Origin of the sequence: Accumulibacter sp. (assembly GCF_036625195.1) — a bacterium.
GTDB lineage: Bacteria > Pseudomonadota > Gammaproteobacteria > Burkholderiales > Rhodocyclaceae > Accumulibacter.
Genome location: NZ_JAZKUG010000001.1, coordinates 2,246,756 through 2,259,668 on the forward strand (window position 1 = coordinate 2,246,756; position 12,913 = coordinate 2,259,668).

The 12,913-nt window shown below is 68.8% G+C and carries 14 protein-coding genes; 6 read left to right on the forward strand and 8 right to left on the reverse strand.

Features of this window, described 5'->3' with window-relative positions; all coding sequences use genetic code 11:
• Window positions 1-210: 210 nt before the first annotated feature.
• Both V5B60_RS09815 and V5B60_RS09820 read left to right on the forward strand, forming a co-directional pair.
• On the forward strand, window positions 211-1,380 hold the full coding sequence (locus V5B60_RS09815; protein WP_332346825.1) for a GNAT family N-acetyltransferase: 1,170 nt from the start codon (window positions 211-213) through the stop codon (window positions 1,378-1,380).
• A gap of 621 nt (window positions 1,381-2,001) precedes the next feature.
• Entirely contained in the window at window positions 2,002-2,310 is a 309-nt protein-coding gene (locus tag V5B60_RS09820) for a DUF1330 domain-containing protein (protein ID WP_332346826.1), read from the forward strand.
• Between the two features lie 462 nt (window positions 2,311-2,772).
• Here V5B60_RS09820 and V5B60_RS09825 read toward each other — a convergent pair whose 3' ends face one another.
• The 7 genes from V5B60_RS09825 to V5B60_RS09855 form a co-directional block, all read right to left on the reverse strand.
• Window positions 2,773-3,210: a DUF411 domain-containing protein gene (locus V5B60_RS09825; protein WP_332346827.1), complete on the reverse strand. Its 438-nt coding sequence runs from the start codon at window positions 3,208-3,210 to the stop codon at window positions 2,773-2,775.
• Window positions 3,211-3,220: 10 nt separating this feature from the next.
• Window positions 3,221-3,628: a hypothetical protein gene (locus tag V5B60_RS09830; protein WP_332346828.1), complete on the reverse strand. Its 408-nt coding sequence runs from the start codon at window positions 3,626-3,628 to the stop codon at window positions 3,221-3,223.
• 35 nt (window positions 3,629-3,663) lie between these two features.
• Window positions 3,664-6,801, reverse strand: coding sequence for an efflux RND transporter permease subunit (locus V5B60_RS09835; RefSeq protein ID WP_332346829.1), 3,138 nt, complete (start codon window positions 6,799-6,801; stop codon window positions 3,664-3,666).
• Between the two features lie 66 nt (window positions 6,802-6,867).
• Window positions 6,868-8,007, reverse strand: coding sequence for an efflux RND transporter periplasmic adaptor subunit (locus tag V5B60_RS09840; RefSeq protein WP_332346830.1), 1,140 nt, complete (start codon window positions 8,005-8,007; stop codon window positions 6,868-6,870).
• Complete coding sequence (locus tag V5B60_RS09845; RefSeq protein ID WP_332346831.1) at window positions 8,004-8,501, reverse strand: hypothetical protein; 498 nt, start codon at window positions 8,499-8,501, stop codon at window positions 8,004-8,006. The genes V5B60_RS09840 and V5B60_RS09845 overlap by 4 nt, the downstream gene beginning before the upstream one ends.
• Window positions 8,498-9,727 (reverse strand): TolC family protein, encoded by a 1,230-nt coding sequence (locus tag V5B60_RS09850; RefSeq protein WP_332346832.1) that lies wholly within the window; start codon window positions 9,725-9,727, stop codon window positions 8,498-8,500. The genes V5B60_RS09845 and V5B60_RS09850 overlap by 4 nt, the downstream gene beginning before the upstream one ends.
• Before the next feature lie 100 nt (window positions 9,728-9,827).
• A complete protein-coding gene (locus V5B60_RS09855) occupies window positions 9,828-10,184 on the reverse strand; it encodes a hypothetical protein (protein WP_332346833.1) in 357 nt (118 codons plus the stop codon).
• Between the two features lie 210 nt (window positions 10,185-10,394).
• Between V5B60_RS09855 and V5B60_RS22185 the strand changes: the two genes are divergently transcribed.
• The 4 genes from V5B60_RS22185 (at window position 10,395) to V5B60_RS09875 (ending at window position 12,392) form a co-directional block, all read left to right on the forward strand.
• Window positions 10,395-10,793 carry an excalibur calcium-binding domain-containing protein gene (locus V5B60_RS22185; protein WP_434735371.1) on the forward strand — a complete coding sequence of 133 codons (399 nt, stop codon included), beginning with the start codon at window positions 10,395-10,397 and terminating at the stop codon, window positions 10,791-10,793.
• 33 nt (window positions 10,794-10,826) lie between these two features.
• On the forward strand, window positions 10,827-11,225 hold the full coding sequence (locus V5B60_RS09865) for a hypothetical protein (RefSeq protein ID WP_332346834.1): 399 nt from the start codon (window positions 10,827-10,829) through the stop codon (window positions 11,223-11,225).
• Between the two features lie 217 nt (window positions 11,226-11,442).
• Window positions 11,443-11,850, forward strand: a complete 408-nt coding sequence (locus V5B60_RS09870; RefSeq protein ID WP_332346835.1) for a DUF6985 domain-containing protein — start codon at window positions 11,443-11,445, stop codon at window positions 11,848-11,850.
• 89 nt (window positions 11,851-11,939) lie between these two features.
• Window positions 11,940-12,392: a hypothetical protein gene (locus tag V5B60_RS09875; protein WP_332346836.1), complete on the forward strand. Its 453-nt coding sequence runs from the start codon at window positions 11,940-11,942 to the stop codon at window positions 12,390-12,392.
• Here V5B60_RS09875 and V5B60_RS09880 read toward each other — a convergent pair.
• Window positions 12,380-12,874, reverse strand: a complete 495-nt coding sequence (locus tag V5B60_RS09880) for a C40 family peptidase (protein WP_332346837.1) — start codon at window positions 12,872-12,874, stop codon at window positions 12,380-12,382. The genes V5B60_RS09875 and V5B60_RS09880 overlap by 13 nt on opposite strands.
• Window positions 12,875-12,913 lie beyond the last annotated feature (39 nt).

The window sequence follows — 12,913 nt, forward strand, 5'->3', positions numbered from 1 at the left end:
GAGAGGCAGAAGCGCCGAGCAGTCCCTTGGTGTGGGCCGGCACCACCTGACGCCACGGGCGCCAACGACCCTTGTCGACGCTGAAGACCGTCACCCGCATCTGATTTCTTGGCATCGCCATCCTGCCGAGCTCTGTGGCAACATCCGCTGCCAGGAGCCAAGCCGGCAGCCGCCCGCTGGCACTTCCCATCCCACCCTCCGGAGCCCGCCTTGACCGCCAGTCTTTCGCTCAGCAGCGTGCCGTCGGCCCGTGACATTCCGCGTCCGGTCTGGGAGCGGCTTGCTCCGGCCGGCGATCCGTTCCTCAACGCTGATTTCCTGATGATCGTCGAAACGCAGGGAGCAGCCGCCGCCGCATCCGGCTGGACTGCGTGCCATCTCCTGGCGAGCGATGCGGGCGGCGGCATCGTCGGGCTGTTGCCGTTGTACGGCAAGCGTCACTCGCACGGCGACTTCATCTACGACTGGGCGTGGCCCGCCGCCTGGCGCCAGATGGGCCGGGCGTACTACCCGAAGCTGATGAGCTGCCTGCCGCACACGCCGGTCGGCGGGCCGCGGCTGCTGGTCGCCGACGGCGCCTCGGCGACCGCTGTGCGGCAGGCGCTGGTCGCCGGTGCGAAGGCACTGGTCGGTCGGCTTGGGGCTTCCTCGTGGCACGTCGCGCTGCCGACCGACGACGAAGCGGAGTGGCTGCAGGGCGAGGGCCTGTTGCTCAGCCACGATGTCCAGTTCCACTGGATCGATCCGGGGTGGGGCGACTTCGACGGCTATCTGGCGAGCTTCAGCGCTGCCAAGCGGCGCAAGGTCCGCGCCGACCGCCGGCGCGTGGCAGAGAGCGGACTGCTGCTCGAGACGCGCCACGGTGACCAGGTCGAGGCCGCCGAGTGGCCGCTGCTGCATGCCCTGTATGCCAGCACCTTCGAGCGTTTCAGCAATCACGCCGCCTTCTCCGCCAACTGCTTTGCCGACCTCGCGCTGGCGCTCGGCCAGCGCATGGTCGTCTTCATTGCCCGCGCGCAGCGCGTCCCGGTTGCCGTGGCGATCTGCTTCCGCAGCGATGAGGCCCTGTTCGGTCGCTATTGGGGGTGCAGCGGCAACTATCCCGGACTGCACTTCGAGCTCTGCTTCCACCAGGGAATCGAATATTGCCTGCGCCACGGGTTGCGGCGCTTCGAGCCGGGCGCCGGAGGCGAGCACAAGCTCGCGCGCGGCTTTCAGCCGACCGTCGTCCGCTCGGCGCACTGGATTGCCGATCCCGGGATGCGCCGGCTACTGGCCCGCCATCTGGCGTTGCAGGAGGAAGCGGTGGTCGAGTACCGCGATGCCGCGGCCGACCATCTGCCGTTTCGCCACGACGCCACGGTGCAGCGGGAAGATTGAAGGATGGCGGTGCCGCATCTGACGCAGCGCGGCAAGGCTGCAGTCGTCGCCGTGAGGGCGCCGCGCGGCCCGGTTGCCCCTCGCACGAACCAGCCAAAACGGTGACAGTATAGTAATCTCGCCTTCGTGCCCGAGCACGCTCCGGTGAACCCTGCAGCGCAAACGGGCTACCCGCGACGACGGCGGCCTCATTGGGGCGTTGCGCCGGATACCGGCCGCATTGGGCTGGCTGAGGGTCAGTGCGGAGCAGCCTTTACCGAGCTTGGCACTCATACTGCGATTGCGTTGCGCCATGGCTTGCTCCATCATTCGTTGCGGAATGTGGCACTACTTCGGGTACGTCGTCTTGCTCACTCTTTCAAACGGGATATCGATCCGGTGGCTGCGAACCGCCGGGTCCATTCACCAATGTCGATGACGTCACCCAGGACCACGCCAACCCGCGGGCAATCCACACCATTGCTACATCGGTCTTTCGTAGCGCCGCATTCCACCTTGCCACACACCGCCCGCCTCGTGTTTCTTCGGGACGATTTGCGGCCGCGGCCCGATTACTTCGCTGATCCCTCGCTCGATCCGACGGGCTACGGCAGGCGGCGTAAGCCATCACCGGAGACGTTCATGGCAAAGGCGTACTGGGTCACCTGGTACAGTGGGATAGGTGACCTTTCGGCTCATGCCCGCTATGCAGCCTTGGCTGGTCCCGCAATCGAAGGTTGCGGCGGAACTTTCCTCGTCCGCGGCATGTCCGCGGCGGCGCCAGAAGGCATCGCCAACGAGAGAGCCGTCGTTGTCGAGTTTGAGAGCCTTCGCCAGGCACTTGCGGCTTACAACAGCGTCGAGTACCAGGCAGCGCTTGCCCTTCTGGGTAAGGCAGCGAAACGTGAGGTTCGCTTCTTTGAAGCGGCGCCCTCGAAGCCTCCGAGCTGAGAATCTGAATGCTCACGTAACCGGGGCGGCAGTCAGCCGGGCATCAAGCGCACCATCCCACGGCTTGTGCATCAGCCCGAAGCGAGGCCTAACGCCCTCGTCAACCTGTTGAACAGCCAAGTGCGGCCAACCCTGCGGGGCAGGAGACGCTACGCGATAAAGCCGCGCAACGCTCCTGACCTTGAACGTGTGCGCCGGGCATAGTGCGTTGCTTCACAGGTGGAAGTCCCATGGCCCGGTCTTGGCGCACCTGCGATGCGTCGAACTGCACCGACGGTGTTGGACCGCTTCACCCAGCAAGCCATTGCGCAAGTTGTCCGCCGGTGATGGCGTCCACTTGCCAGAGTAGTGGGCAGGATCGGCACGAACAGCGCCGGGATTCCGCCGAAGGTACGACCAATGACTGCCACCGCGCTGTCGACGATCGGGTTCCCGGCCGCCGCCTCAACGACCGTCCCCGGCTCAGTGACGGGCAAACACCTTCGCCGTGCCGTCGCTGCCGATCAGCAGCACATCGTAGGGTTCCTTGCGCGCACTCTCCATGCCGGGTGAGCCACCGGGCATGCCGGGCGCAGCAAGGCCGACGGCCTTCGGGCTTTCCCGCAGCAGGCGTTTCACGTCGATGGCGGGCACATGGCCCTCGATCAGGTAGCTGCCAACCTTCGCCGTGTGGCATGAGCCGTAGCGCTCGGGCATGCCGAGCCTGGCGCGGCTGGCGGGTACATCGTCGATGTTGACCGACTTCACCCGGAAGCCGTTGTCGCGCATGTGCTTTTCCCATTCCGCGCAACAACTGCAATACGGGCTCTTGTAGACCTCGACCTCGGGCAGGTCGGCGGCGCCGAGTGGCGTGCTTGCGAGCGTGGCGGTGGCGAGCAGGGTGGCAAGCAATGCTTTCATCGTGGACTCCTCAGTGTCTTGCGGGGGTGTCGTCGAGTGTGAAGCGCAGCGTCTTCGGCGGCTTTCCCGGCACATTGAGCGCGGCGACCACCTTGGCGCCCTTGATGTCGAAGCTGCCCTTCGCCTCGAAACGGTTGTTGCCGGCCGGCACCAGCGTGACCTCGGTCTTCGTGCCGCCGGCGAGCAGCGTCAGCCTGGCCGAGCCACCCGCGGTCGGCAGCGGGGTGCCGTGCTCGCTGACATGGATGGTCAGAGTGTCGCTGCCGGCGACCAGTTCTGCCTGGTAGTGGCCGGCTTCGGCGACGACGCCGCCGAAGCGTGGCTTGCCGTGGTCCTCGTGGGCGACTGCGGCGGTGGCCGCGACAAGCGCGGTGGCCGCGACAAGCGCGGCGACGGCGATGGGAAGCAGGATCTTCATGGTGAGGCTCCTTTCGTCGGGAAGGTCGCAAGCGTTCAGAATGTTTCGCCCTGATGCGATTCGAGCAGCCGGGCGAGCGGCTTCTCGCCGCAGGCGAGGAACAGCGCCGGCGTCACGAAGGCGTCGAGCAGGGTGGAGGAGATCAGGCCGGAGAAGATGACGACCGCCACCGGGTGCAGGATCTCGGTGCCCGGCGCCTCGGCCTCGACGAGCAGCGGCGCCAGCGCGAAGGCGGCGACCAGCGCCGTCATCAGCACCGGCGTCAGGCGCTCCAGCGATCCGCGGATGACCAGCTCGCGGCCGAAGGTCTCGCCCTCGAAGCGCACCAGGTTGGCGTAGTGCGAGAGCTTGAGGATGCCGTTGCGGGTGGCGATGCCGGCGAGCGTGATGAAGCCGATCAGCGTCGCGATGGACAGTGTCTGGCCCGCGAGCCACAGGCCGATGACGCTGCCGATCAGTGCCAGCGGCACGTTGGCGATCACCAGTGCGGCGAGGATGGCCGAGCGATAGCGGCTGTAGAGGACGATGAAGATCAGGCCGAGCGAGATCAGCGCCAGCACGGCGATGATGCGGGCGGCTTCCTCCTGCGCGCGGAACTGGCCGTCGATGGTGATGAAGTAACCCGACGGCAGCTTCGTCTCGGCGATGACGCGGCGCACGTCGTCGACCACGTCGGAGAGCGGGCGGCCCTGCGCGTTGGCCGAGACGACGATGCGCCGCCGGCCGTTGTCGCGGCTGATCTGGTTCGGCCCGTCGCCATCCTCGATGTCCGCCACGCGCGCGAGCGGCACGCGGCCGTTCGGCGTCTCGATCATCAGGCTGGCGAGGCCCGACAGCCCGCGCGCCTCTTCCGGCACGCGCAGCACCAGCGCGAAGCGCCGCGAACCCTCGATCACCTGGCCGAGCTGCTCGCCGTCGATGAGCGTCTGCAGCTGGCGCAGCAGCATCGCTGGCGAGACGCCGAGCTGTTCGGCGCGCGCGTAGTCGATGCGCACCTTGATCTGCGGCGCCAGGACCTGTTTTTCCAGCTCGAGGTCGGTGAGCCCCGAGATCGTCGCCAGCCGGTCGCGCAGCGCTGCACCTTCGCCGCGCAGCACGTCGAGGTCGTCGCCGACGATGCGGATGGCGACCTGCGCGCGCACGCCGGAGAGCATGTGGTCGATGCGGTGCGAGATCGGCTGGCCGATGCTGACCGTAGCCGGCAACGAAGCGAGCCGCGCGCGCAGGTCGGCGTGGATTGCCGACGGCGGACGGCCAGGCTTGAGGCGCATGTCGAGCTCGGAGACGTGTACGCCCTCGGCGTGCTCGTCGAGTTCGGCGCGGCCCGAGCGGCGTCCGACGTAGCTCACTTCCGGCACCTCGCGCACGAGCTGCTCGGCGAGCGTGCCGATCTTCACCGATTCGGCGAGCGTGATGCCGGGGTTGAGGCGCAGGCCGACGAAGGCGGCCCCCTCGTTGAAGGGGGGCAGGAAGGTGGTGGCGAAGAAGGGGACGCTCGCCGCCGCCAGCAGGGCGGCGACGGCCGCGGCAGCGATGACCCGCCTGCGCCGGGCCAGCGCCGTTTCCAGCCAGCGCCGGTAGTGCGACTTCAGCCAGGCGACGAAGCGCGTATCGCCATGCCTCGACGCCGCGCCATGGCGCAGCAGGTACCAGGCCATCACCGGCGTCAGCGTGATCGAGACGACGAGGCTGGCGAGGATCGCCGTCAGGTAGGCGACGCCGAGCGGGATGAAGAAGCGGCCCTCGAGTCCGGGCAGGGCGAAGAGCGGCACGAAGACGAGCGCGATGATCAGCGTCGACACGACGATCCCCGAGCGCACCTCGTTCGAGGCGTTGACGATCACCCGCAGCGGCGATTCCGGTGTCGGCTTCTGGCGGTTCTCGCGCAAGCGGCGGATGATGTTCTCGAGGTCGACCACCGCGTCGTCGACCAGTTCACCGATGGCGATGGCCAGCCCGCCGAGCGTCATCGTATTGATCGACAGCCCGAAGTAGCGGAAGACCAGCGCCGCGGTGAGGATCGAGACCGGGATCGCGGTCAGCGAGATCAGCGTCGCGCGCAGGCTGCCGAGGAAGAGATGGAGCACTGCGGCGACGAAGACGGCGGCGGCGGCCAGTTTCAATTCGAGGTTGCGGATGCTGGCCTCGATGAAGTCGGCCTGGCGGAAGGTCACGCGCGGCGCCGCCATGCCCACCGGCAAGCCGCCCTTCAGCTCGGCGAGCGCCGCTTCAACCTGCCGCGTCAGCGCGACCGTGTCGGCGGCCGGCTGCTTCTGCACCGACAGGATCACCGCCGGCTGGCCGTTGAGGCCCGCGTCGCCGCGCCTGATTGCCGGCGCGAAGCCGACCGACGCCACCTGCGCGAGCAGGATCGGCTGGCCGTTGCGCGCCGTCAGCGGCAGGCGCTGCAGGTCTTCCAGCCGGCTGGTGCGGCCGAGGTTGCGGATCAGGTATTCGCGCGAGTTGAGTTCGAGGAAACCGCCGCTGGTGTTGGCCGCGAAGCCGCGCAGCGCGTCCTCGACCTGGCCGAGCGTGATGCCGAGCGCGGCCATGCGCACGGTGTCCGGCTGCACCTGGAATTGCCGCACCTCGCCGCCGATCGGGATGACCTGGGCGACGCCGGGGATCGTCAGGAGGCGTGGACGCAGCACCCAGTCGGCGTACTCGCGAGCCGCCATCGCCGGCCGCTGGGCGGCTTCCGGCGCGCTCTGGGTCGGCGCCGCAGCGGGCGCAGTGATCGGGATTCCGATGAGCAGGATCTCGCCCATGATCGACGCCACCGGTCCCATGTGCGGCACCACGCCTGGCGGCAGCTGCGACTGGATCAGCGACAGGCGTTCGGCGATCATCTGTCGCGCGCGGTAGATCTCGACCCCCCAGTCGAACTGCACGTAGACGATCGACAACCCGGCCGACGACACCGAGCGCACCGCGGCGACGCCGGCCATGCCGTTCATCGCCGTCTCGATCGGGAAGCCGATCAGCGCCTCGACTTCCTCGGGCGCCATGCCGCCCGCTTCGGTCATCAGCGTGACGGTTGGCTTGTTCAGGTCGGGGAAGACATCGACCGGCGTCTTCTGCACGACCAGCGCGCCGTAGAGGATGAGGACGATTGCCGCCGCCAGTACCAGCAGGCGTTGCGACAGGCTTTTCTCGACGATGGTCCTAAACATTGCAGGCATCCTGGCGGTCCGCCGCGGCGGGCAGCGAAGGTCGGGAACGTGCGGGCCGCTTCATTCTCAGCGTACCTGGTTGAGCAGTGCCGCGCCCTGGACGACGACGCGCACGCCGGCCTCCAGCCCGTCGACGACGGCGACGCGTGCGCCGTCGAGCGGCTGCGTGCGCACCGGGCGTGGTGCGAAGCGTTCGGCGCTCGTCTTCACCCAGACGATTTCCTGGTTCGCCGCGTTCTTCACGACCGCCGCAGCCGGCAGTGGCATGCCCTGCAGCGGCGAGCGCGTCTGCGCGATCACCCGCAGTGGCTGGTTCAGCGCCAGCGTCGCCGTGCCGCCGTCGACCCGGAAGAGCAGCGGGATCGCCTGCTCGCGCAGCGAACGGCCGGCGCCGACGAAGCTGAGCAGCACCTCCTGACCCGGTCCGGCACTGCCGTAGGCGCCGGCAATCTCGGCGGCCAGCCGCGGGTCGTAGGCGAGTGCCTCGACGCGCAGGTTGGCCGGATCGATGATCTCGAACAGCAGTTCGCGCGCCTCGACCACCTGGCCGGCAACGACGCTGGCCGAGGCGACGATGCCAGCGACGGGTGCGCGCAGATCCTCGGGCTGCGCGAGGCTCCCGGCGATCGCGGCGAGGCGCTCGCGCAGGCTCCGCACGTCGGCCTCGGCGGCGTCGACGTCCTTGCGCGCGACGGTTGCTTCCAGCTCGCGCAGTCGCGCCAGGCGCTTCTCGGCGACGCCGAGCGCGGCGCGCAGTTCGGCGGCCTGCGCCCGTCGCCCACCCAGTTCGAGCGGCGAGACGGCCGGATGGACGCGGGCGAGCAGTTCTCCTTTCTTCACTGCCTTGCCGAGCGCCGGGATGCCGCCGGCCGGCGCTTCGACGCGGCCGGTATTCATCGCCTGCACACGGCCGCCGCTGGCCGGATCGAGGACCACCTTGCCGGCGAGTTCGACGGTGACGGGATGCGCGCCGCTCGCGCTGAGCTGCGTGCGCAGTGCGAGCTGGCGCTGGGTCGTCTTGGGCAGGAAGACGCTGCCGTCGGCCAGCCGCTGCGGGCCGTCGCCGCGGGTCAGCGCGGGCGCCGGCTCGTCGCCGTGATCGTGGCCCTCGTGCGCCAGACCGGCGCTGGCGACCAGGCTGGCGGCGAGGCTGGCGGCGATCAGCAGTGGCTGCAGCATGCGTTGCAGAAGCGTCGGGGCGTTCATGCGGTCTCTCCCTTGCGCCGGCGCAGCCGGACCGCGACGACGGCGGCAAGCAGCGTCAGTGTCGCGGCGATGCCGATTTCCTTGCCGCCGATTCCGGCCGCAGTGGCGCCGGCGGCGGAATCGCCGACGACAAGGTCGGCCGCGAGCAGGTCGCTCTGCTCGCCAGCGGTGATGGTGATGATCAGTGGGTAGGTGGCCGGCGCCGCGAAAGGGGTGGCGTCGAGCGTGTACGTTCCGTCGGCCCGGGCCTCGGCAATGTGGCTGTGGCCGGCGAAGTCGATCTCGATCCGCGCGCCGCTGATCGGCTCGTTGCTCGCCCAGTCGTCGAGCGTCAGGGTCAGGCGACCGTCCCTGATGCGGCCGACGAGTTCGAACAGCTCGCTGTGTGCCTCGAAGGAGGGGCGGGCCGCCTCGGCGGCTGATGCCGGCGGGGCTGGGAGGAGCAGTACGGTCGCGCAGACGAAGGCGACGATGGCGTGTCGCAGCGGATTCATGGCAGGACTCCGATGGCCTGGTTGTAGCGCGAGACGGCACGCGCGGCTTCGAGGCGGGCGCGCACGGCGGCGAGTTCGGCAGCGAAGGCGTCTGCATCGACGCGCAGGCGCTGCGGCAGGTCGATGTTGCCGAGCGTGAAGGCGCGGGCGTACTCGCGGCGCATTTCGATGGCGAGCGCACGCCTGGTTTCGGCGAGCGCGAGTGCTTCGTCGGCCCGCTGCAGTTCGCGCCCGGCGGCATCACGTTCCGCGTCGACGCGCTGCCGCTCGTAGGACAGCAGCGCCTCGGCCTCGACAAGTTCGGCGTTTGCTGCGGCAACCCGCGGACGATTGCGCGCGTCGGTGGCGAGCGGAATGCGGACGCCGACAATGGTCGAACTCTGCCAGTCGGCCTCGGCAACAGGCCGCTCGCGACGCATGCCAAGCATGATCTCCGGCAGGTCACGGGAGTTGCGGGCTGCCACGTCGAGCCGCGCGCGGGCGGTGGCGATGGCCGTTTCGAGTGCGGCCAACTGCGGGTGGGGGGTCGTCGGGACCTGCCGGCGCTGCTCGTTCATCCCGTCCGCAGCGGGCAGCAGTGGCAGGCCGGTGAGCGCGAGGAAGTTGCGCTCGGCGCGGTGGGCGCGCCCGTCCGCCTCGGCGATCGCCGCCGCCGCAGCCGCTTCGGCGGCGCGCGCCTGGTGGGCATCCATGCGCGGCAACTCGCCCGCCCGCACGCGCCGCTCGACGTCGTTCGCCAGATGCCGGGCGGCATCGCCGCGCGCTTCGGCGACGGCGCGTTCGTTGCCGGCAAGCATGGCCTGCCACCAGCTCTCACGCACCTCGCCGGCGAGCCGCCAGCGCGCCTGCTCGACCAGCGCCGCGTAGGCCGACTGCTCGCGCTCGATCAGCGCGAGGGTTCGTTCCTGATGGCCGGGCAGCCAGAGCGGCAGCGCGATCCCTGCCTCCCATTCGCTCTGGCCGGTATCGCGTTGCAGGCGGTCGTTGCGGTTGGACAGCGCCGCCGTCGGCGCGCCGGAAAGGACGCTGTCGGCGGCATCGCGGCGGGCCGTGAATTCGTCGTGGCGGGCAGCGGCGGTGCGAGCCGCTGGATGGCGCTCCCAGGCGGCGGCGACGGCTTGTCCAAGCGTCAGGGTTTGGGCGACTGCCCCCGGAGCGGTCAGGCTGGCGGTGACGAACAGGACGGCGGTGAACAGCCGCGACGGCGTCGATCGGGTGTCTTGCATCGGATTCTCCGGTGGTGCATGGAAGAATCCGGCGGAGCCCTGGGAAGCAGCCGCCGTGCGTACGGCGACGGTGATGAGTCAGTCCGGAAGGCCCCGCCGGTCAGGCGAGGCCGGTCCATTTCGGCCGTTCAGGCCGGGCGTGTATGGCGGAAGGCTTGCCGCCTACGGCGGCGGGGATGATGGCGTCGCCGGGTTGGGCGATCGCCGGCAGGGGCGCCAGCCCGATGGGTGCGCAGCAGCCGCCCTGGCAGCTGGTACAGTGGTCGTCGCGATCCTGGCAGTGGCCCTGGTCGGCGGCTTTCGCCAGGCCGGCACACGCCTCGTCCGAGTGGTGGTCGTGCTGCTCCGGGTGTGCCGCGTTGCGCGGCAGCAGCGGGCCGGCCACCGTGCCGACGACGGCCCACGCCGCCTGGAGCGGCAGAAGGGCGATCAGCAGGATGGCAACGAAACGACGCATGGCGGTATGGGGGCGATGCAGTATTCGAGGCATCGACTCTAAAGCCGCGCGGTGTCACGCGTCAAGGGCCTTGGGTTTGCTGCTCCCTCGGCAACAGTCCGGGCCCGGGCAAAGGGCAGGCGGCGTCAAGACAAGAACGTAGGCGAACGACGGCGCTCGCGCTTGCCCGCGCATTCGGGAGGCGCTCGCGAACCCCATGCGCCAGCAGCCGTGCCATGCCAAAGGCTTGACCCGGGCCGCTGGGCGCTTACAATTCGCTGCCCGTGCCGCCGCGGCGGCATCTGCGGCTGGGCGTTCAGCTGTGATGGTCGGGCGCACTGTTCCCAGATGAGCTCATGTGCCGAGGCCACCTATTTCCTGGGGAACTGTCCGGGCACCAGAATGGATGGAAACAATGATGATGTTCCATGCGAGCAGCAGTGGTGCAAGTTGTGGTCCAAGGCCGTCGCCGCCTGGTGCCGCGTTCCGGCGCCGCATTCGACGGGAGGGCAAGGCGCTTGCGGCTCAGGGCCACCAGGCTCCGGTTTGTGGGCCGCCGAACCTGACGCGGCTGCAGCACCGGGAGGACTCGACTTGCCGCCCCGATCGTTCGAAGCACGCGGTATGTGAGCCGTCGGCACGCTGGTCTCCGAGGCGGGAGGGGTGAGGCTTCTCGCCGGCCCGATCATGGACCTCGTCGATTCCGCCCGGAGCATGGTCGCGGTTCTGCGTGCCAACTCCGCGATGGTCCGTGCCCATCGTCTGCAGGCACGCGGCAAGCTGCCGGCGGCACTGGCACTCGCCCGGAGCGGCCTGGCCGTTCTCAGGAAGCCTTATGTTCGCCGGCGCAATCCAATGGAGGGACTGGCGCTTGCTTCGCTGACGATCCTGGCGGAGGAGATTTCATCGCAGCTGCAAGCCAGCGGCGCCACGGTCGACGATCTGGTCGACGCCATCGCCCACCTCAAACAGCTCAGCGATGACCCACCGCCCGATTTGTGTTCATCCATCGCCTTCCTCGAGACGCGTCGTGCCGCATCATCGCGACAGCCAGACGCTTGACGGGCCGTCGCCACCCGTCCAGAGTGGCGTGCTGCCAGTGCCGGCTGAATGGCTTTGGGCCGTGGTGCCGTGGATCGGCCAGCCGTTGGCCCGCGGCTTTCGGCGCGGTGGATGAACGTCATTCCTTCCAGGGGGTGGGTCGACGCAGATGTTCGGACTGTTCAAGACCCCGTCGTTCAGGGATCCAGTGCTCGGGGAGCTTCACCGCAAGGGAGGCATGTGGCGTGCAGAGATTGCGCTGGGCGAGATCAGGGCACCGCTGGCGCTTCCCGGATCCCGCACGGCTCCCGATCCGCAGGCGCTCGCCATCGCGCGCTCGATTGCGAACGACTATCCGCGCTGGTGTGCGGGAATCGCGGTGTCGCTGTTCGAACATTACGCTCCGTACGCAGAAGCCATCGCCACGGGTGAGCACGAGGCGCACGCAGAGAATCCGCCGCGCATTTCCCAGCCAGATCAGGTCTGGCAGCACGCCGCGGTCGAATTCGTTGCCGTCATCACACTCGATGGCGAGTTGAGTGTCGAGATCGGCTACCGGGTGGCGTGGGACGAAGAACACACGCTCGGCGCCCGGCTGCGCAACGGACGACTGCTTGAACTCAACGGCAGCGTTCTGCCGCCGTGACGATGGCGGCCAAACCCGCGCCCGGGAAGAGCGATCCAGTGACCGCGAAGTCCTCCATTTGCAGCGGTAGCACGCAGCAAGCAGCGACGATGCATGGTGCACTGCACGCCATGGCGACGGCAATCGCGCTGCCGTACGCGCTGCTTGCCGTGTGCTTCGCCATGGTGGGCGAGCTGGCGCGCGCCCGTGGCCTGTCGGGAGTCGTCGATGCCCTGCTGGCACACGCTGTGTGGTTTGTCAGCTGGGGCATCTACCTCATTCCCCTGGCCACACTCTCCCTTGCCGCAGCGGGTTTCTTCTCCCGACTGCGTCGGGTTGCTGCGTTGAGCCTCATGCTCCTGTCGGCTTCGAGTCTTCTGACGATCGTCCTGCTTCACGCCGGGCCGCTCGATTCTGGCCAACTGCTCTTCCTGTTGCCTTGCGTCGGGGTGCTGCTCGGCAGCATCTGGCTCTTTCATCGGGCAGATCAACCTACCGTGCCGGCACGCCGGCTGCCGCCTGAGCCCGCGCACGAGTCGACCGGTTGCGCTCAGTCGAAGTAGGTGCGCGCGGTCTCGAAGCGCTGTGCGTAGTAGCGGGCGCCGAGCTGGTCGATGCGCACGCGGCCGCTGCCCGATGGCGCGTGCACGAAGCGTTCATCACCGATGTAGATGCCGACGTGCGAGAAGGGTGCGTTGCGCGTGTTGAAGAAGACCAGATCGCCGGGGCGCAGACCCGAGCGGTCGACCTCGCGTCCGCGGCGGGCGATGTCGGCGGCACTGCCGCTGACCCGGATGCCGGCGGCACGGTCGAAGATGTACGAAACCATGCCGCTGCAATCGAGACCGGCGTCGGGGTTCTTGCCGCCGAAGCGATAACCGGTGTCGATCAGGCCGAGAGCGAAGATGACCACGTCGTGCGCCTTGTCGCTGCTCGCCAGCCGGGCCGCTGGCTGCTGTGCCGTCCGCCCGGGCGCTGGCGGCGTGCTGCTGCAGGCCAGCAGCAGCAGCGGGACGAGACAGGTGAGCAGGGTCCGGACGCGCATGGTGCATAGTATAAACGGCAGCTTGCGGAATTTCGGCGG